This window comes from Ollibium composti (assembly GCF_004801285.1).
GTDB lineage: Bacteria > Pseudomonadota > Alphaproteobacteria > Rhizobiales > Rhizobiaceae > Mesorhizobium > Mesorhizobium composti.
Window position 1 is genome coordinate 210,678 of record NZ_SSNY01000004.1, and the last position, 18,704, is coordinate 229,381.

Annotated in this window: 17 protein-coding genes; 12 read left to right on the plus strand and 5 right to left on the minus strand. The window is 65.6% G+C overall.

The window, feature by feature from the left end:
- Window positions 1-30 precede the first annotated feature (30 nt).
- From E6C48_RS09230 to E6C48_RS09270, 9 genes are all read left to right on the plus strand, one after another.
- The gene (locus E6C48_RS09230; RefSeq protein ID WP_136356355.1) at window positions 31-1,200 is read left to right on the plus strand and encodes an aminodeoxychorismate synthase component I; all 1,170 of its coding nucleotides are present in this window, start codon (window positions 31-33) and stop codon (window positions 1,198-1,200) included.
- Window positions 1,134-1,808 (plus strand): aminotransferase class IV family protein, encoded by a 675-nt coding sequence (locus E6C48_RS09235; RefSeq protein WP_136356357.1) that lies wholly within the window; start codon window positions 1,134-1,136, stop codon window positions 1,806-1,808. The genes E6C48_RS09230 and E6C48_RS09235 overlap by 67 nt, the downstream gene beginning before the upstream one ends.
- A gap of 64 nt (window positions 1,809-1,872) precedes the next feature.
- Window positions 1,873-2,796: a heme-dependent oxidative N-demethylase family protein gene (locus tag E6C48_RS09240; RefSeq protein WP_136356359.1), complete on the plus strand. Its 924-nt coding sequence runs from the start codon at window positions 1,873-1,875 to the stop codon at window positions 2,794-2,796.
- A 119-nt stretch (window positions 2,797-2,915) separates the two neighbouring features.
- A complete protein-coding gene (locus E6C48_RS09245) occupies window positions 2,916-4,361 on the plus strand; it encodes a homospermidine synthase (protein WP_136356361.1) in 1,446 nt (481 codons plus the stop codon).
- 86 nt (window positions 4,362-4,447) lie between these two features.
- The gene (locus E6C48_RS09250; RefSeq protein ID WP_136356363.1) at window positions 4,448-4,825 is read left to right on the plus strand and encodes a hypothetical protein; all 378 of its coding nucleotides are present in this window, start codon (window positions 4,448-4,450) and stop codon (window positions 4,823-4,825) included.
- 225 nt (window positions 4,826-5,050) lie between these two features.
- The gene (locus E6C48_RS09255) at window positions 5,051-7,033 is read left to right on the plus strand and encodes a 5'-nucleotidase C-terminal domain-containing protein (RefSeq protein ID WP_136356365.1); all 1,983 of its coding nucleotides are present in this window, start codon (window positions 5,051-5,053) and stop codon (window positions 7,031-7,033) included.
- A gap of 139 nt (window positions 7,034-7,172) precedes the next feature.
- Window positions 7,173-8,231, plus strand: a complete 1,059-nt coding sequence (hemH, locus tag E6C48_RS09260) for a ferrochelatase (protein ID WP_136356367.1) — start codon at window positions 7,173-7,175, stop codon at window positions 8,229-8,231.
- A 187-nt stretch (window positions 8,232-8,418) separates the two neighbouring features.
- Window positions 8,419-9,372 carry an SPFH domain-containing protein gene (locus E6C48_RS09265; protein WP_136356369.1) on the plus strand — a complete coding sequence of 318 codons (954 nt, stop codon included), beginning with the start codon at window positions 8,419-8,421 and terminating at the stop codon, window positions 9,370-9,372.
- Between the two features lie 15 nt (window positions 9,373-9,387).
- Window positions 9,388-9,855 carry an NfeD family protein gene (locus E6C48_RS09270; protein ID WP_136356371.1) on the plus strand — a complete coding sequence of 156 codons (468 nt, stop codon included), beginning with the start codon at window positions 9,388-9,390 and terminating at the stop codon, window positions 9,853-9,855.
- 57 nt (window positions 9,856-9,912) lie between these two features.
- Here the strand turns inward: E6C48_RS09270 and E6C48_RS09275 are convergent, their stop codons facing one another.
- Window positions 9,913-10,914 carry a KpsF/GutQ family sugar-phosphate isomerase gene (locus E6C48_RS09275; RefSeq protein WP_136356374.1) on the minus strand — a complete coding sequence of 334 codons (1,002 nt, stop codon included), beginning with the start codon at window positions 10,912-10,914 and terminating at the stop codon, window positions 9,913-9,915.
- Between the two features lie 383 nt (window positions 10,915-11,297).
- Here E6C48_RS09275 and E6C48_RS09280 point away from each other — a divergent pair, with 383 nt between their 5' ends.
- Window positions 11,298-12,770 (plus strand): outer membrane beta-barrel protein, encoded by a 1,473-nt coding sequence (locus tag E6C48_RS09280; protein ID WP_330998594.1) that lies wholly within the window; start codon window positions 11,298-11,300, stop codon window positions 12,768-12,770.
- A 54-nt stretch (window positions 12,771-12,824) separates the two neighbouring features.
- Here E6C48_RS09280 and galU read toward each other — a convergent pair whose 3' ends face one another.
- Complete coding sequence (gene galU, locus E6C48_RS09285) at window positions 12,825-13,727, minus strand: UTP--glucose-1-phosphate uridylyltransferase GalU (protein WP_136356378.1); 903 nt, start codon at window positions 13,725-13,727, stop codon at window positions 12,825-12,827.
- Window positions 13,728-13,929: 202 nt separating this feature from the next.
- Between galU and E6C48_RS09290 the strand changes: the two genes are divergently transcribed.
- Window positions 13,930-15,156, plus strand: coding sequence for a lytic murein transglycosylase (locus tag E6C48_RS09290; protein WP_136356379.1), 1,227 nt, complete (start codon window positions 13,930-13,932; stop codon window positions 15,154-15,156).
- Between the two features lie 52 nt (window positions 15,157-15,208).
- Entirely contained in the window at window positions 15,209-16,438 is a 1,230-nt protein-coding gene (locus E6C48_RS09295) for an SGNH/GDSL hydrolase family protein (protein WP_136356381.1), read from the plus strand.
- Window positions 16,439-16,492: 54 nt separating this feature from the next.
- Here E6C48_RS09295 and E6C48_RS09300 read toward each other — a convergent pair whose 3' ends face one another.
- From E6C48_RS09300 to E6C48_RS09310, 3 genes are read right to left on the minus strand one after another with little or no spacing between them, the layout of a single operon-like run.
- Complete coding sequence (locus E6C48_RS09300) at window positions 16,493-17,947, minus strand: glutamate synthase subunit beta (RefSeq protein WP_136356383.1); 1,455 nt, start codon at window positions 17,945-17,947, stop codon at window positions 16,493-16,495.
- Between the two features lie 23 nt (window positions 17,948-17,970).
- Window positions 17,971-18,381: a PIN domain-containing protein gene (locus E6C48_RS09305; RefSeq protein ID WP_136356385.1), complete on the minus strand. Its 411-nt coding sequence runs from the start codon at window positions 18,379-18,381 to the stop codon at window positions 17,971-17,973.
- Window positions 18,378-18,656 carry an antitoxin gene (locus tag E6C48_RS09310; RefSeq protein WP_136356387.1) on the minus strand — a complete coding sequence of 93 codons (279 nt, stop codon included), beginning with the start codon at window positions 18,654-18,656 and terminating at the stop codon, window positions 18,378-18,380. The genes E6C48_RS09305 and E6C48_RS09310 overlap by 4 nt, the downstream gene beginning before the upstream one ends.
- Window positions 18,657-18,704 lie beyond the last annotated feature (48 nt).

Sequence of the window (18,704 nt, forward strand, 5' to 3'; positions counted from 1 at the left end):
GGACAGTTCTCGTCTCCGTGGTGAGCGACGATGTCTTCCCCTGACGCGCCATTCATCCTCTTCCGCGACGATTTTTCCGGCGAAGAAACGCTCTTCGACCGGCCCCGCAAAATCATCGTCGCGGAACGGACGGAGGACTTCTTCCCCGCGCTGGAGGAAGCGCAGCGCGCACACGAAGCCGGCCGCTGGCTGGCCGGCTATTTTTCTTACGAGGCCGGCTACCTGTTGGAACCGAAGCTCGTCCCGATCATTCCCGAAAGGCGCGACGTGCCGCTGCTCGTGCTCGGCGTCTTCGACGGCCCCTCCGACAACGCCCTGCCTGCCGACCGCCGCCCCGCCACCAACGGCCCGATCCATGGCGTGCGCGCGACATGGTCGTTCGAGGATTATCGCCAGCGCTTCGACACGCTGCACCGGCACCTCAGGCAGGGCGACTGCTATCAGGGCAACCTGACCTTTCCCGTCGAGGCCGGATGGAGCGGCGACCCGCTGTCAGGCTTCGACGCGCTGGTCGCGCGCCAGAAGGTCAAATACGGCGCGCTGGTCGATCTCGGCGGCCCGGTGATCCTGTCACGCTCGCCTGAACTGTTCTTCGAGGTGGATGCCGACGGTTGGATCGAGACGCATCCGATGAAGGGCACCGCGCCGCGCGGCGCCACTCCGCAAGAGGACGAACGGCTGAGGGAATTCCTGCGCAACGATCCGAAGAACCAGGCCGAGAACCGCATGATCGTCGACCTGTTGCGCAACGACATCTCGCTGATCTCGGAGGTCGGCAGCCTCGACGTGCCGGAACTGTTCCGCATCGAAAGCTTCGCCACCGTGCACCAGATGGTGAGCCGGGTGCGGGCGAAGCTTCTGCCCGGCCTGGCCATCCGGCAGATTTTCGCGGCACTTTTTCCCTGCGGGTCCATCACTGGCGCGCCGAAGATCCGCGCCATGGAAATCCTGCGCGAACTGGAAGGCACGCCGCGCAACGCCTATTGCGGCGCCATCGGCTGGATCGCGCCGGGCGGCCGCATGCGCTTCAACGTCGCCATCCGCACGATCACCCTCTTTCCCGGCGGCCGTGCCGTCTACAATGTCGGCGGCGGCGTCGTCTTCGATTCCACGGCGCAAGAGGAGTACGCCGAATGCCTCTTGAAGGCGCGCTACGCGACGGGACAGGCCCCGACAGCGGACAACTCGACTTCGAACTGATCGAGACGATGCGCTGGGAGCCGGGCGCCGGCTTCCTGCGCCTGGAGCGGCATCTGGCAAGGCTCTACGCCTCGGCGGCCGAACTCGGCTTCGCCTGCGATCCGCGGCGCATGGGCGAAGCCTTGTCTCATGCCGTCGCTCAATCTGGCACCCTGCGCGTCCGCCTCGCTTTGTCGCGCAACGGCGAGGTGACGGTCGCGGCACATCCTTACGAACCCCTCCCCGCCGGTAAGGTCTGGACAGTGCGGCTCGCCCGCTCCCGGCTCGATTCGGCCGACCCCTTGCTTCGCCACAAGACCAGCCAGCGGCAGGCCTACACCCACGCCCGCTCCGAATACCTCGTCACCCAGGCCGACGAGGTGCTGCTCGCCAACGAGCGCGGCGAACTTTGCGAAGGTACCATCACCACCCTCTTCGCCGATTTCGGCGGGCCGACGCTGGCCACGCCGCGCCTCGACTGCGGCCTGCTCGCAGGCGTGCTGCGCGCTGAGATGCTGGATCAGGGCAAGGCCAAGGAAACGGTGTTGTCCTACGACGACCTCAGATCGGCCAAGGCGGTCCTCGTCGGCAATTCGCTGCGGGGATTGATCACGGCACGGCTGGCCTAACCGCGCACCGTTGCGGCTTTTCGTCCGGCAAGTTATCGGCGGAACAGATAGCGAGGTTTTTGACGTGGCCGCCACTCCCGCCCATGCCCCATACGATGGTTCCTCAAAACCCTTCACCATCGGGCTCAAGCCGCTTGCCATTGGCGACTGGATAGAGGTCGACGAGAACCTTTTCGCCCACCTCGCGGAAAAGCACCGCCTCTATGCCGAGATGCCGGAAAAGGTCTTCGTCGAGGAGCCGGACACCCGCGCCGCCCAGCAGGAAGTGCTGGATATGCTGACGGCGCACCTGCCCGAGCGTTTCCCGCGCACCCATGCGGTAGCCGGCGACGGGGTCACTGCTGTGCGGGATCTGCCCCCCACCCCGCCTCTCGCCCTCGACGCTCCGCTGGTGGCCGCCTCGCTTCTGGTGCAGGAGGACCTGATCCTCATGCGCCGCGGCGGCGACGGCTGGCGGCTGGCCGCCGGCTCGCTGTGCTTCCCCTCATCCTGGATGCTGACGGAAAAGTTCGGCAAGACGCTGCACACCATCCACATCCCGGTGCCGGGCTTCGGCCCCGGCTCGCGCCCGGACGAGCTGATCGCGCGCATGTTCGACGGCTTGCAGGGTCAGGCGATGGAGCGCTTCAACTGGTCGATCCAGGTCGGCGATGCTCTCTACCACCCACTGTCCAACATCCAGCGCGACGACCGCGCAACGACCCGTCCCTCGCGTTTCGCCGACGAAGGGGAGATAAACGCCAGCGCCTTCATCCGCGTCGAGCGGCAGACCTTGCGCAAGCTGCCCGTTTCGCGCGACGTGCTGTTCACCATCCGCATCCATCTCGACCCATTGGCCGTTCTGGCAAGGCATCCCGACAAGGCGAGGCTGGCCGCCTCCTTTGCCGCTCAATTGACGGCGCTCGACACCGCCCAGCTCGACTACAAGGGCCTCACCGCCGACCGCGACCGGCTGGTCAACTGGCTGCAAGCAGCCGCTGCCGCATAGAAGTCAGCCAGCGTAGATTCGCTTTAATCCGGGCGAGCGTGTATGGAGGCGCCTCCAGCCGGGCGCCCGCGCCCGGCTTTGTTGTAATTCCGCTTGTTCGAAAAGGAGTGCCCCGAAAAATGGCGAATGAAAAATGGCCCGTCTACGGTGAGATTACCGGCCCCATCGTGATGATCGGCTTCGGCTCGATCGGTCGCGGAACGCTTCCTCTCATCGAACGCCATTTCAAGTTCGACAAGTCGCGCATGGTGATCATCGATCCCAGCGAGGAAAACCGCAAGCTGGCGGACGAACGCGGCATTACCTTCGTCAAGGAGGCCGTCACCAAGGACAACTACAAGGACCTGCTCACGCCCTACCTGACCAACGGCGAAGGCCAGGCCTTCTGCGTCAACCTGTCGGTCGATACCGGTTCGGTCGACCTGATGCGGCTGACCCGCAAGCTCGGCGCGCTCTATGTCGACACCGTGGTCGAGCCGTGGCTGGGCTTCTACTTCGACGCCGACGCCGACAACGCCGCGCGCACCAACTACGCGCTGCGCGAGACGCTGCTGGCGGAAAAGCGCAAGCATCCCGGCGGCACGACGGCCGTCTCCACCTGCGGCGCCAATCCGGGCATGGTGTCCTGGTTCGTCAAGCAGGCGCTGCTCAACCTCGCCCGTGACCTCGGCCTGAAATTCGCCGAGCCGGCCACCGACGACCGCGAGGGCTGGGCGAAGCTGATGAGACAAGCCGGCGTCAAGGGCGTCCACATCGCCGAACGCGATACCCAGCGCGCCAAGAAGCCCAAGCCGATGAACGTGTTCTGGAACACCTGGTCGGTCGAGGGCTTCATCTCGGAGGGACTGCAGCCGTCGGAACTCGGCTGGGGCACACACGAGAAATGGATGCCGAAGAACGCCCGCAAGCAGAAGCACGGCTCGCAGGCGGCGATCTTCCTGGAGCAGCCGGGGGCCAACACGCGCGTGCGCACCTGGGTGCCGTCCGCCGGGCCGCAATATGGCTTCCTCGTCACCCACAACGAGGCGATCTCGATTTCGGAGTTCTTCACCGTCTACGGCAAGGACGGCAAGGTGAAGTACCGGCCGACCTGCAACTACGCCTACCACCCCTGCAACGACGCGGTGCTGTCGCTGCACGAAATGTTCGGCGCCGGCGGCAAGGCGCAGCCCGTCCTGCATGTGCTGGACGAGAACGAACTGGTCGACGGCATCGACGAGCTCGGCGTGCTTCTCTACGGGCACGGGAAGAACGCCTACTGGTTCGGCTCGCACCTCTCGCTGGCGGACGCGCGGCGTCTGGCGCCCTACCAGAACGCCACCGGCCTGCAGGTGTCTTCCGCCGTGCTCGCCGGCATGGTGTGGGCGCTTGAGAATCCGAACGCCGGCATCGTCGAGGCCGACGAGACGGACTATCGCCGCTGCCTCGAAGTTCAGTCGCCCTATCTCGGCCCGGTCGAGGGCCACTATACCGACTGGACGCCGCTGGAGGGCCGCCCCGGCCTGTTCGCAGAGGACCTGGACGAGAAGGACCCGTGGCAATTCCGCAACATTCTCGTCCGATAGACCAATCCCCACCCTCGAACCACGCCTTGCAATCGCTCGGAAATCGGGCGATTGAAGGATGCGGACCGAGGAGAGGATTCCACCTGATGACCATCGTGCGAAGAATGCTTGGCTTTGGCATGGCGGGCCTTGCCGTGGCTGCGCTCGCCGCCTGCACCACCGCCGGCCCCGGCGAGCCGCCGGCAAGCGCGGCCCCCAAGGGCGTCGAAGGTTCATGGATCGACGCGCAGGGCACCGGCCTGTCCACCCTGTCGGCGGGCCGCTTTCAGACGGTCGCGACCGACACCGGCCAGAAGCTCGCGGACGGCAGCTACAGGCTGACGGGCGCCACCTCGGTCGAGATCACCGGCACATCGCTGATCCGCCAGACCGGCATCAGCTTCAACTGCCTGCTCGTCTCGACCAGCCAGCTCAACTGCACCAGCGCGACCGGACAGAACTTCGTCCTGACCCGCCGGGGCTGAAAAATCGCATCGGCATGACAGAAGGCAGCGGACTCCGGTCCGCTGCCTTTTTCGCGCGCGCCGCCCTTTTTATTTCCGATAGCGGCTGTCTGCGACGGCAGGAGCCGGCCGCGATTCCGCTTGCATCGAAAAAAGCGCGGTGTGAACATGCCTAGGGACGGGCTGTAGAACTCCGGTCAAACAAGGCTCTTAAAGTCTGTATCGACTTCATCCGGGAGAGGAAGAATGAAGAAGATCGCTGTCATCGCCGCGCTGTCGGCTTCGACGCTCGGGCTGTCGGCCGGCGCATCCTTTGCCGACTACACGCTCAACATCCTCCATTTCAACGACTGGCACAGCCGCATCGAATCCAACAACAAGTACGAATCGACCTGTTCGGCGGAAGAGGAGACGAAGGGTGAATGCGTCGGCGGCGCCGCCCGCCTGATCACCGCCATCCGTCAGGAGCGCGACAAGCTCAAGGGCCAGAACGTGCTGCTGCTCAACGCCGGCGACAATTTCCAGGGCTCGCTGTTCTACACCACCTACAAGGGCGCGGCGGAGGAGGAATTCCTCAACCAGATGGGCCTCGACGCCGTCACCCTCGGCAACCACGAATTCGACGACGGCGAGACCGCGCTGGTGCCCTATCTCGACAAGGCGAAGTTCCCGGTCGTCAGCGCCAACGTCATTGCCAACGAGAAGTCGGGCGCCCACGGCAAGATCAAGCCGTCCATCGTCGTCGAGATCGGCGGCCAGAAGATCGGCATCGTCGGCGGCATCACCAACGACACGCCCGAGATCGCCTCGCCCGGCCCCAACATCGCCATCGAGGACGACGTGAAGTCGATGACGGCGGCGGTGGAGGCGCTCAAGGCCGAGGGCGTCAACAAGATCATCGCCGTCACCCATATCGGCTATCCGCGCGAGCGTGACGTCATCGCCAAGATTCCGGGCGTGGACGTGGTGGTCGGCGGCCACTCGCATTCGCTTCTGTCCAACACGGACCCGAAGGCGGAAGGCCCCTACCCGACGATGGTGGACAACCCCGACGGCTACAAGGTGCCCGTGGTGCAGGCGGCGTCCTATTCGAAATATCTCGGCGAGGTGAAGATCGTTTTCGACGACAACGGCGTCGTCAAGGAAGCGAGCGGCGATCCGATCCACCTCGACAAGTCGATCACGCCCGACCCGCAGGTACTCGCCCGCATCAAGGAACTCGGCGCGCCGATCGAGGAACTGAAGGCCAAGGAAGTCGGCGAGACGACGGCGGCAATAGACGGCAGCCGCGAAACCTGCCGCGCGCGCGAATGCTCGATGGGCAATCTCGTCTCCGACGCCATCCTCGACCGGGTCAAGGACCAGGGCGTCACCATCGTCTTCTCGAACGGCGGCGGCCTGCGCGCCTCCATCGACCAGGGCAAGGTGACGATGGGCGAAGTGCTCACCGTGCTGCCCTTCCAGAACACGGTCGCCACCTTCAAGCTCGCCGGCAAGGATGTCGTCGCCGCACTTGAGAACGGGACGAGCCAGTTGGAAGACGGTGCCGGCCGCTTCGCCCAGGTGGCGGGCCTGAAATATTCGTTCGACAAGTCCAAGGCGCCAGGCAGCCGCATCAGCGACGTGCTGGTGGCCGACGGCTCGAACTGGGTGCCGATCGACGAGAACAAGGACTATATCGTCGCCACCAACAACTACGTGCGCCAGGGCGGCGACGGCTACAAGATCTTCGCCGAAAAGGCCAAGGACGCCTACGACTACGGCCCCAGCCTGGAGCAGGTCGTGGCCGACTATCTGAGCGCCCACAGCCCCTATACGCCGAAAGTCGAGGGCCGCATCACCGAGATCGCCGCCAATGCCGCAGCCGAACCCGCAAAGCCGGCGGAACCGGCCAAGCCTGTGGAAGCCGCGCCTGCCGAACCGTCCATGCCGGCGCTGCCGGCCGGCTCCAACGACATCGCCAACTCGCCGCCGAGCCTGCCGGCCGATGGTGCGGCACCTCCGGCCAAGCCTGCGGAAGCGGCCCCGTCCGAACCGGCAAAGCCGGCCGAGGCCGCACCCGGCGCCGAGACCAGCCATGTCATCGCCAGGGGCGACACCTATTGGGATCTGGCGGTGAAATACTATGGCGACGGCACCAAGTGGAGGAAGATCGCCGATGCCAATCCCGGTCAGGAGCCGCGTCGCCTGCTGGTCGGCACGACGCTGAAGATCCCGGCGGCGAAGTAAGGCCCCAGGTTCAGTCACGAACGCCCGCCTCGGACCGGGGCGGGTGTTTGCCTGACGGAAGGTGCGGCCAGACGCGGCATTGCATCGCTGGCGGACATGGTTAGACCGTCCGCCAAGTCCAGCAGGCCGGAGAGCCGAAATGCCGTCAGCCAGAACCGCCGTCGCCGAAGCGCCGAAAAAAGCCGCATCCGATGCGCCCCTTGCATCCGCCAAGGACAAGGTCGGCATCATGCTGCTTAACCTCGGCACGCCGGACGGCACCGACTACTGGCCGATGTGGCGCTATCTCAGGGAATTCCTGTCCGATCCGCGCATCATCGAGCTCAACAAGGCGATCTGGTATCCGATCCTCTACGGGCTGGTGCTGACGACGCGGCCGCAGAAATCGGGCGCCAACTACGCGCGCATCTGGAACCGCGAGAAAAACGAGTCGCCGCTGCACACCTTTACCCGCGCCCAGGCCGAGAAGCTTGCGCCGGCGCTGGCCGACCTGCCGAATGTCACGGTCGACTGGGCCATGCGCTACGGCAATCCCTCGACCGGCAGCGTTGCCGAGCGGCTGGTAGCGCAAGGCTGCGACCGCCTGCTCGCCTTCCCGCTCTATCCGCAGTATTCGGCGACCACCACGGCGACCGCCAACGACCAGCTCTTCCGCGCGCTGGCGAAGATGCGGCGCGCACCGGCGGTGCGCAGCGTGCCGCCATATTATGCCGAGCCCGTATACATCGAGGCGCTGGCCGCCTCGATCGAAAAGCACCTTGCGACCCTCGACTTCGAGCCGGAGGTGGTCATCACCTCCTATCACGGCATCCCAAAACCCTATTCCGACAAGGGCGACCCCTATCACGCGCACTGTCTGGAAACGACGCGGCTACTGCGTGAAAAACTCGGTTGGGACGAGAAGAAGATGATCGCCACCTTCCAGTCACGCTTCGGCGCGCAGGAATGGTTGCAGCCTTACACCGACAAGACGGTGGAACGGCTGGCGAAGGAAGGCGTCAAGCGCATCGCCATCGTCAATCCGGGCTTTTCGGTCGATTGCATCGAGACGCTGGATGAGATCGGTCGCGAGGTGCGCGACGAATTTCTGCACGCCGGCGGCGAGAAGTTTTCCCATATCCCCTGTCTCAACGACAGCCCCGAAGGCATGACGGTGATCGAGACGCTGGTCAGGCGCGAACTCGCCGGCTGGGCCTGAGGGACGGCGGGCCGGCTTGTCGGCTCGGACCATTCCACGCGGCGCAGCGATTGTAACGCCGCAAAATCCCCCCTAAGTGTCTTATGATCGGCGAACGGGATGGGCCTTGCCGCCGGCGCTATTCTACGCATGTCCTTGTCCCGGAACCGGTTCTCGCTTCCGGAAACATGCCTTGAGGGAGTGACGCATGGGTTTCACCGGCTTCGACGTGGTAATTCCGGTTCTTGTCGTTCTCGTCCTGCTGATCCTTTTCACCGGCATCAAGACCGTTCCGCAGGGCTATAACTACACGGTCGAGCGCTTCGGTCGCTACACCAAGACGCTGAGCCCCGGCCTCAACCTGATCATTCCCTTCATCGACCGCATCGGCGCTAAGATGAACATGATGGAGCAGGTGCTGGACGTTCCCACCCAGGAGATCATCACCAAGGACAACGCCATCGTCGCGGTGGACGGCGTCGCCTTCTACCAGGTGCTGAACGCGCCGCAGGCCGCCTATCAGGTGGCCGGCCTGCAGAACGCGTTGCTCAACCTCACCATGACCAACATCCGCACCGTCATGGGCTCGATGGACCTCGACGAGCTGCTCTCCAACCGCGACGCCATCAACGAGCGGCTGCTGAGGGTGGTGGACGAGGCCGCGCATCCGTGGGGCATCAAGGTCACCCGCGTCGAGATCAAGGACATCAACCCGCCGGCGAACCTGGTGGATTCGATGGCCCGCCAGATGATGGCCGAGCGCGACAAGCGCGCGCAGATTCTTGCCGCCGAGGGTCTGAAGCAGGCGCAGATCCTCGAGGCAGAAGGCCGCCGCGAGGCCGCCTTCCGCGACGCCGAGGCGCGCGAGCGCGCGGCCGAGGCCGAGGCCAAGGCGACTCAGGTCGTCTCCGAAGCCATTGCCAAGGGCGACACCCAGGCACTCAACTACTTCGTCGCGCAGAAATACACCGAGGCGCTGACCCGTATCGGATCGGCGACCAACTCCAAGATCGTGCTGATGCCGCTCGAAGCCTCCTCGCTGATCGGCACGCTGGGCGGCATCGGCGAGATCGCCCGCGAGGTGTTCAAGAACGACGGCTCCTCGACCCCGCAGCGGCAGGCGGCGCGCCCGCCGCTGGTGCGCCCCGGCGAGACCTCGTAGGCGCGGAGGCCGGCCATGCTGGAGCGCATCTTCGCCGAACTCGGGCCGTGGAACTGGATGGTGCTCGGCTTCATCCTGCTGGTGCTGGAGATCGCCGTTCCCGGTGTCTTCCTCCTGTGGATCGGCATTGCGGCGCTCATCGTCGGCGCCGTCTCACTGGCGCTGTGGGACGCCGGCTTCTGGATCTGGCAGGTGCAGGTGGTCGCATTCCTGGCGCTGTCGCTGGTCTCGGCCTATGTCGGCAAGCAGATCGTCGGCCGGCGCGAGGGCGAGAGCGACCAGCCGCTGCTCAACCGCCGCGGCGAACAGATGATCGGCCGCACGGCGACGCTTGTCGAGCCGATCCGCGAAGGCCGCGGCCGCATCCAGCTCGGCGACACGCTATGGCGCGTCTCCGGTCCCGACCTGCCGGCCGGCACCCGCGTCAGGGTAACGGGCACCACCGACACCGACCTTGAACTGAAGGTCGAGCCGGTTCCGTAGGGGTCGCGGCGGATATTCGTACCGTCAAATAATTTCAAAGACGAGCCGGTTTCCGCCTCACGCAGCACCGATGCGCAAGAGATCGTGGAAATGCACCAGGCCGATGGGACGCCCGCCTTCGACGACGACGAGCGCGCCGATCTTGTTCTCGTTGAGATAGGCGATCGCAGCTCCCGCCGACATGTCGGGAGAAACGGTCTTGGGCGTCCGCGTCATCACCTCCTCCACCGCCACGTCCTTGAGGTTGCGGTGCAGGTTACGCGCCAGGTCGCCGTCGGTGATGATGCCGGCCAGCCGGCCGGCCTCGTCGACGATGACGACGCAGCCGACCTTCTTGTTGGACAGCGTCATCACCGCTTCCGGCATCTTGGTGCCGAGCGGTACCAGCGGCAGGTCGTCGCCGGTGCGCATCACCTTGGCCAGATGCGTCAGCGTCGCGCCCAGCTTGCCGCCCGGGTGGTAGCCGAGGAAGTCTTCCGGCGTGAAGCCGCGCGCTTCCAGCAGCGCCATCGCCAGCGCGTCGCCCACTGTCAGTTGCAACAGCGCCGAGGTCGTCGGCGCCAGTCCGTGCGGGCAGGCTTCGGGCGCATGCGGCAGCGCCAGCACGACATCGGCCTCGCGGGCCAGCGACGATTTCACGCCCGAGGTCAGCGCGATCAGCGGGATGCCGAAGCGGCGCGAATAGCCGACGATGCCGCGCAGTTCCGCGCTCTCGCCCGACCATGACATGGCAAGAATGGCGTCGTCCGGCGTGATCATGCCGAGGTCGCCATGGTTGGCCTCGACCGGATGGACGAAGAAGGCCGGCGTGCCGGTGGAGGCGAGCGTCGCGGCGATCTTGGAGCCGATATGGCCGCTTTTGCCGACGCCGGTGACGATGACGCGGCCACGGATGCCGGCGATCATCTCGACCGCATCGGCGAACGGCTCGGCCAGCCCGTCGGCCAGGGCCTGCGACAACATGGCAAGGCCGGCCTGCTCGGTGGACACCGTTCGCAAGGCCGAGGCGATGGAGGCCTGCCGGTCGGGTTTCCTGTTCATCGACGCTCCCGCAAACATGACGACGCGCTTACTGCTTCGGCCCCGCTTTGTCCAATGCAATCGCCTCGGCCAGCCGCCTGAGAGACACCTCCTCAACGCTCCGTTAACCATCCCCATTTACGGTCCGGTAAGCATGGCGCGCGCGCGCCGCCGAGGTGACGATGTCGCATGCCCAGCCCCTACAAGGACCACGCAGAGGCCGAAAGGCCGCGCGTGCGCTGCTTCTGGCGGCTGGCACGGCCGTGCTCCTTTGTCCCCTTCCGCTTGCGGCACAACAGGCGGGCACGAATACCTCCGCGACCGATCCGACACTTCTGAACACCGGCGCCGCCAGGCGCCCGGCGGCAACGAACGGGGTTCGGCCTGCCACCGCGAACGCGCCGAGCCAGACCGCGACCGCGATGCCGACCTATCAGCCCGTCAGTCCGGGCGCCGTGCCGGAGGCAACCGATCCGGCCGGGAGCGACGATGCCGATGCCATCCCCGTCGACGACGGCACCGACACCGGTGCAGCGTCGCTTGTTCCAGCCGTTCCGGCCCCCCCGCGCCCGAACGGGACCGATGACCAGACGACGGCGACCACACCGGCGAGGACGCGCGCGGCGACGGCCGATCCCGATGCGGCGCCCGAACCGACCAACCGGCGGGCCCGCAGCGTCGACGCCGACGACCGCCAGCCCCTCGATCCGCGCACCGAAAGGACCGGCTCGATCGAAGGCGGCCAGATGAGGCCGGACGACGACCCTTTCGCGCCGGTCGGCATCCCCTTCGGCAGTTTCGTGCTGAGGCCCTCGATCGAGCAGGGATTGACGGCCACCACCAATGCCAGCGGCGGCCCCGGCGGCAGCTCCGCCATCCTGTCGGAAACGACGCTGCGCCTCAACGCCACGTCGGACTGGGTGTCGAACTCGGCGACGATCGACGCATCCGGCACCTTCCGCGAAAGCCTTTCGGGCGAAAGCCTGGACGACGCGCGCGGCCGCATCGACGGGACGCTCAACCTCGATCTCGATCACGAATGGCGGGCCACCGCCAAGGCCGGTTATGAAATCGCGCCCGAATCGGCGTCTTCGCCCGTCGTCATCGGCGATGTCGCCTCGCAACCGTCGCGCCAGTCGCTGGACGGCAGCCTGGCCATCGCCAAGGATATCGGCAAGCTGCGCTTCGGCCTGACGGGTGCTGCTCAACGCGACACCTACGGCGACGCCGACCTCCTGGGCGGCGGCGTGCTTTCGCAGAAAGACCGCAACGAAACGCTCTACACCACGACGCTGCGCGGCGGTTACGAGATTTCTCCCGCCCTGACGCCGTTCGCGGAACTGGAGGTCGGGCGCCGGATCTACGACCAGCGCGTCGATGCCAGCGGCTACGCGCGCTCGGCCGACCGGCTGGGCATCCGCGCCGGAACCGAACTCGACCTCGGCGAGAAGCTGAACGGCGAAATCTCGGCCGGCTGGTTGAGCGAGAACCCCGACGACAACCGGCTGGCGGCGGTTTCCGGCGCCTCGATCAATGCCGACTTCAAATGGTCGCCCGAACGCGGCACCACCATCGGCCTGCTCGGCAACACCACGATCGAAGGCACGACGACGCCCGGCGAAACCGGCGATCTGCTCTATTCCGGTCAGCTGACGGGAGAACGTCGTATCCGCGAGGACCTAACCGCCAATGCATCGCTCGGCGCCGCCTGGCGCGACTATGCCGGTTCCAGCGACCACGACCTGATCCTGAGCGCCGAGGCAGGCCTGACATGGTGGCTCAACCGCTATGTCGGCCTGAGCACCAAGGCCCGCTACGAAAAGCAGACGTCGAGCCTGCCCGGCCGCGATTACGACGAGGCCAGCATCTTCGCCGGCATCAAGGTGCAGCGCTGACGCGGCTCCACTTCTGACGGAACAGCCCCTTGCCTGCCTGACGCAGGCGAGCGATCACCCCGCGGCGCGGCGCAGCAGCGGCTCGAACTCGTCGAGCAGGCCGCGGATGACGCCGGCCATGCCCTGGTTGATGTCCTTGCGCCACAGCGCGAAAGCGACGTTGGCCTCGATGAAGCCTTCCGGCGAACCGCAGTCGAATGTGCGCCCCTGGTAGTGGTAGCCATAGAAGGATTGCTTCTGCCGCAGCTTCAGCATGGCGTCGGTGAGCTGGATCTCGTTGCCGGTGCCCTTCTCCTGGCTTTCCAGGATGGAGAATATCTCCGGCTGCAGGATATAGCGTCCGTTGATGAAGAGATTGGACGGCGCCGTGCCCGGTTTCGGCTTCTCCACCATCTCGGTGATGCGGAAACCGGTATGGGCGGCCTCGCCGCGCCCGACGATGCCGTATTTATGCGCTTCCGCCGGATCGCACTCCTGCACGGCGATGATGTTGTCGCCCGTCTGCTCGTAGAGCTCGACCATGTCGCGCGTGCAGCTCTTTTCCGACTGCATGATCATGTCGGGCAGAAGCAGCGCGAAGGGCTCGTCGCCGACCAGTTCGCGCGCGCACCACACCGCATGGCCAAGGCCGAGCGGTACCTGCTGGCGGGTGAAGCTGGTCTGTCCCGGCGACGGCTGCAGGCGTTGCAGGCGGTCGAGCTGGTCGCCCTTCCCGCGCTGCGCCAGCGTGTCGTAGAGCTCGAACTGGACGTCGAAATGGTCCTCGATGACGGCCTTGTTGCGGCCGGTGACGAAGATGAAATGCTCGATGCCGGCTTCGCGCGCCTCGTCCACCACATACTGGATGACGGGCTTGTCGACGACCGTCAGCATCTCCTTCGGGATCGCCTTGGTGGCGGGAAGGAAGCGTGTGCCGAGGCCGGCGACCGGGAAGACTGCCTTGCGAACTTTTCTCATGATGCGACTTTCCATTGGATGGTGCGCAGCCACCCCATAGTGGGACATTTTGACGCCGGAATCGAGGTGTATCGGAATCCGGCGCGAGCGAAACCTACAAGCTTCAAGTTGCTTTTTCGTTCCCAGGGCGGCGCATGGTAAACCAATTCCTAACCGGGTTCGGCGATGAATGACCTTCCTGCGACGATGTAAGGAGGAAAAGATGACCGTTCGCACCGTCACCAGCCGCATGGCCGGGCTGTTTGCGGCCGCCGGCCTCTCAGTGGCGCTCTTGCTGCCCGCAGGCCCGGCCTTCGCCGACGCCGGCTTCCGCCACTGGGTCGCCAGCTTCCGCGCCACCGCCGTCTCCAGCGGCGTGTCCGGCGCCATCTACGACCGCGCTTTCCGCGGCATCAGCGCCCCCGATCCGGAAGTGATCGAGAAGGCCCGCACGCAGCCCGAATTCAAGGCGCCGGCCTGGGATTATTTCGACAATCGCGTCCACGACGAGTCGATCGCCACCGGCCGCGCCATGGCGGCGAAGTGGAAGCCGTGGCTGGATCGCATCGAAAGCCGTTACGGCGTCGACCGTTACACGCTGCTGGCCATCTGGTCGATGGAATCCAATTATGGCGAGATCCTCAAGCGCGATGACGTCATGCGCTCGGTGGTGCGCTCGCTGGCGACGCTGGCCTATGCCGACAAGAAGCGCGCCAAATATGCCCGCACACAGCTCGTCGCCGCCCTGAAGATCCTGCAGACCGGCGATATCGACGAGAGCCACCTGCAAGGCTCGTGGGCGGGCGCCATGGGCCACACGCAGTTCATCCCCACCAGCTACCAGGCCTATGGCGTCGACATGGACGGCAACGGCAGGCGCGACATCTGGAATTCGATCCCCGACGCGCTGGCCACCGCCGCCAACCTTCTGCGCAAGAACGGCTGGCAGGCGGGGCGCACCTGGGGCTATGAAGTGACCTTGCCGGGAGGCGGGAAATTTCCCGCAGGCTCGATGTCGATCGCCAAATGGCAGCAGCTCGGCTTCACCCGCGCCAACGGCAAGCCGTTCAGGAACACGTCCGACAGGGCGGAACTGAAACTGCCCGGCGGCCGCGAGGGGCCGGCCTTCCTGGTCATCAAGAACTTCTCGGTCATCAAGCGCTACAACAACTCCGACAAGTATGCCCTCGCCGTCGGCCTTCTTGCCGACGAGATCGCCGGTTATGGTGGGCTGGTGCGCGACTGGAACCGGCCGTTCACCAAGCTCAGCTTCGAGGAAAAGCAGGAATTGCAGCAGCGGCTTTCCCAGCACGGTCTCTACGACGGCAAGTTCGACGGCAAGATCGGCAGCGGCTCGAAGGCCGCCATCATGTCCTTCCAGGCGCAGATGGGCTTGACCCAGACCGGTTACCCCAGCATGGAAGTGCTGAAATGGCTGCGCAAGAAGTAGCCGATGAAGACGGCCTGGCGCGCACTTCAGGCCTGAACCATGGAGCGGATGCTTGATCTCGGCAAGGCGCATCGGCGGGGTTCTGCGGCATGTGTCGCTCATGCTCGTCGCCGTCGCCGTGCTTGCGGCAGCCGTCCTTGCCGTCGCGCAGACGCCGGTTCTGGCCCAGGATCAGGGCTGGTCGCTGCGCGATCTCCTGTTCCCGCGCCGGCGCGAGCGCATCGAACCGCCGGTTGAAATCCAGAAGCCGAAGAAGAAGACGCGATCCAAGCCGGTGACGCGCAAGGCCGAGCCTGAAATACCGGTCGTCGAGAAGGCGCCGGACGCCCGCACCGTTCTGGTGATCGGCGACTTCATGGCCAGCGGCCTCGCCGAAGGACTGGAGACGGTCTTCGCCGAGAACCCTTCCATCCGCATCGCCGATCGCGCCAAGGGCTCGTCCGGCCTGGTGCGCGACGACTTCTACGACTGGCCGGCCTCGATCAAGGACGTGCTGGAAACCGAGAAGCCCGTGGCGGTCGTCGTCATGCTCGGCTCCAACGACCGGCAGTCGATGCAGGTCGGCGACAATCGCGAACAGCCGCGCAGCGATGCCTGGACCAAACAGTACGAGCAGCGCGCCGAAGCCCTCGCCACGGGCGTCAAGGCCGGCAAGGTACCGTTCCTGTGGGTCGGCATGCCGTCTTTCAAGATCAGCAAGATGACGTCGGACATGCTGGCCTTCAACGACATCTACCGCTCCGTCGCCGACAAGGCGGGCGGCGAGTTCGTCGACATCTGGGACGGTTTCGTCGACGAGAACGGCGCCTTCGTTTCGACCGGTCCCGACATCAACGGCCAGCCGGTGCGCCTGCGCTCCGACGACGGCATCAACATGACGCGCGCCGGCAAGGCGAAGATCGCCTTCTACGCCGAAAAGCCGTTGCTCAAGATTCTCGGATTGGGCGACCCCTCGGGCACCGGCACGTTGTCGGCGCCGGCCGGCCAGCCGGCGGTCACCGGCCCGATGCCGCCGGCGGCCCCTGCCGCCGTCGACCGCACGCCGCCCATGCTCCTCAGCGATCCGGCGCTGGATGGAGGCGGCGAACTGCTCGGCTCCGCACCGGCGGCCACGCCAGCCACGCAGGCGCCCGGCGAGAAACTGCCCGGCGAAAAGCTGCTCGTCGAAGGCGTGGCGTCGGAAGCGTCGCCCGGCCGCGCCGACGATTTCTCCTGGCCGCCGAAGGCGCAACCGGCAACCGCCGCGACCGCCGGCGATAAGACGACGGCGATCACGCCGTAAGGCCCGGTTCGCCGATCTGGAGTCCGCTGTAAGCCGTCCAGTCGGGACAGGCGCTCAGCGCGGCAGGAGGGTGGAGCCCATCAAGGCCTCGTCGATGGCCCGCGCCGCCTGTCGGCCCTCGCGGATTGCCCAGACGACGAGCGACTGGCCGCGCCGCACGTCGCCGGCGGCCCACAGCCTGTCCACGCTGGTGCGATAATCGCGGTCGTTCGCCGCCACGTTGCGCGACCGGCGTGCGTCGGTGGCGATGTCCATCCGGCCTTCGAGTTCCTTGACCAGCCCGCCTTCCAGCGGGCCGGCGAAGCCGATGGCGATGAAAGCGAGATCGGCGCGGATGACGAACTCGGTGCCGGGAACGGGCTTGCGCTTCTCGTCGACTTCGCAGCACTTGACGCCGGTCAACTGCCCTTCCTCGCCGATGAATTCCAGCGTCGCCACCTGGAATTCGCGCTCCGCGCCCTCGGCCTGGCTGGAGGACGTGCGCATCTTGGTCGCCCAATAGGGCCAGACCGTCAGCTTGTCCTCCCTCTCGGGCGGCTGCGGGCGGATATCGAGCTGGGTCACGCGCACCGCGCCCTGGCGGAAGGCGGTGCCGACACAGTCGGAAGCGGTGTCGCCGCCGCCGACGACGACGACATGCTGGCCGCCGGCAAGGATGGGTGCTGCCGGCCATGCGACGGACACAATGTCCTCGCCGCCGACGCGCTTGTTCTGCTGGACCAGATAGGGCATGGCATCGTGCACGCCTTCCAGGTCGTCGCCGGGAATGCCGGCCGGACGCGGCGTTTCGGAGCCGCCGCAATAGAGAACGGCGTCGTATTCGGCCAGAAGTTCGTCGACCTTCCTGTCGACGCCGACATTGACGCCGCAGAAGAAGGTCACGCCCTCGCCCTGCATCTGTTCGACGCGCCGGTCGATGTAGTGCTTCTCGATCTTGAAGTCGGGAATGCCGTAGCGCATCAGCCCGCCGGGCCGGCTCTCGCGCTCGTAGACATGCACCTCGTGACCGGTGCGGCCGAGCTGCTGGGCCGCCGCCATGCCGGCCGGGCCGGAGCCGATGATGGCAACCCGCTTGCCGGTCTTCGCCTGCGGCGGATAGGGGCGAATGTAGCCGGTCTCGTAGGCCTTGTCGGCCAGCGCCTGCTCCACCGTCTTGATGGCGACGGGGATGTCCTCGAGGTTCAGCGTGCAGGCTTCCTCACAGGGCGCGGGGCAGATGCGGCCGGTGAATTCGGGGAAATTGTTGGTCGAGTGCAGGTTGCGGATCGCCGCGTCCCAGTTGCCGTTGTAGACGAGGTCGTTCCAGTCCGGGATCTGGTTGTGCACCGGGCAACCGGTCGGCCCGTGGCAATAAGGCACGCCGCAATCCATGCAGCGCGCCGCCTGCTTTTCCACTTCCTTGTCCGACATCGGCAAGGTGAATTCGCGGAAATGACGGATGCGGTCTGAAGCCGGCTGGTACTTCGGCACCTGCCGGTCGATCTCGAGAAAACCTGTTACCTTGCCCATGTTCGTTCCAACCTGGTATTCGTTCAAGGCTGCGACCGCAGCCAGTTCTCGATCTTGAGGCCCGGGACGCGGGAAAACTCCCCAACATTCGCCGTAACGAGAGTGGCGTCCAAAGCCAATGCATGTGCTGCGATCAGCAGGTCGTTCGGTCCGATCGGACGGCCTCGTCGCTTGAGCTCTGCCCGCAAAGCCCCGTAGTGGCGATCCGCCGGGTACTCAAAGGGCAAGATCGGCAAGACCGAAAACACTTGCTCCATCTGAGCCCTGAGTCGCTTGCTTTGCTTCAACTCCAGCCCGAATTCGATCTCCCCGTTGACAATGATGCTGGTGGCAACGTTTTCTGGCCCGACCTTGCCGATATGCCGAGCAATCGGTCCGGCCGGCTCATCCGCCAGGTTCGACACTGCGTTCGTGTCCAACAGATAAAGCGTCACAGCTTCACGTCGTCCAACGGCAGCAGGTCGCTGTCATCGATTTCCGGGAATCGGTCTTCCGGCGCCAGAGGCTCCAGCGTCGCCAGCACTTCCAGCAGCGTCGGCTTCTTCCTGACCGGCTCAATCGTCAGCTTGCCCGTATCGTCGCGACTGATAAGAACCTCGTCTCCTTCAAATTCGAACTCCTTCGGTATTCTCACGGCCTGGCTACGCCCGTTGCGAAACAGGCTCGCCGTGCGAACGTCCTTGTCATGAGCATTCATGCGCGCCTCCATTTGGCATATGCCAGAACATATGCCAAACCTTCTCGCCGTTCAAGGAAG

Coding starts and splice junctions, on each gene's coding strand:
- E6C48_RS09230 (WP_136356355.1), top strand. CDS start 31: ATGTCTTCCCCTGACGCGCCATTCATCCTCTTCCGCGACGATTTTTCC.
- E6C48_RS09235 (WP_136356357.1), top strand. CDS start 1,134: ATGCCTCTTGAAGGCGCGCTACGCGACGGGACAGGCCCCGACAGCGGA.
- E6C48_RS09245 (WP_136356361.1), top strand. CDS start 2,916: ATGGCGAATGAAAAATGGCCCGTCTACGGTGAGATTACCGGCCCCATC.
- E6C48_RS09250 (WP_136356363.1), top strand. CDS start 4,448: ATGACCATCGTGCGAAGAATGCTTGGCTTTGGCATGGCGGGCCTTGCC.
- E6C48_RS09255 (WP_136356365.1), top strand. CDS start 5,051: ATGAAGAAGATCGCTGTCATCGCCGCGCTGTCGGCTTCGACGCTCGGG.
- hemH (WP_136356367.1), top strand. CDS start 7,173: ATGCCGTCAGCCAGAACCGCCGTCGCCGAAGCGCCGAAAAAAGCCGCA.
- E6C48_RS09265 (WP_136356369.1), top strand. CDS start 8,419: ATGGGTTTCACCGGCTTCGACGTGGTAATTCCGGTTCTTGTCGTTCTC.
- E6C48_RS09270 (WP_136356371.1), top strand. CDS start 9,388: ATGCTGGAGCGCATCTTCGCCGAACTCGGGCCGTGGAACTGGATGGTG.
- E6C48_RS09275 (WP_136356374.1), bottom strand. CDS start 10,914: ATGTTTGCGGGAGCGTCGATGAACAGGAAACCCGACCGGCAGGCCTCC.
- E6C48_RS09280 (WP_330998594.1), top strand. CDS start 11,298: ATGCCGACCTATCAGCCCGTCAGTCCGGGCGCCGTGCCGGAGGCAACC.
- galU (WP_136356378.1), bottom strand. CDS start 13,727: ATGAGAAAAGTTCGCAAGGCAGTCTTCCCGGTCGCCGGCCTCGGCACA.
- E6C48_RS09290 (WP_136356379.1), top strand. CDS start 13,930: ATGACCGTTCGCACCGTCACCAGCCGCATGGCCGGGCTGTTTGCGGCC.
- E6C48_RS09300 (WP_136356383.1), bottom strand. CDS start 17,947: ATGGGCAAGGTAACAGGTTTTCTCGAGATCGACCGGCAGGTGCCGAAG.
- E6C48_RS09310 (WP_136356387.1), bottom strand. CDS start 18,656: ATGGAGGCGCGCATGAATGCTCATGACAAGGACGTTCGCACGGCGAGC.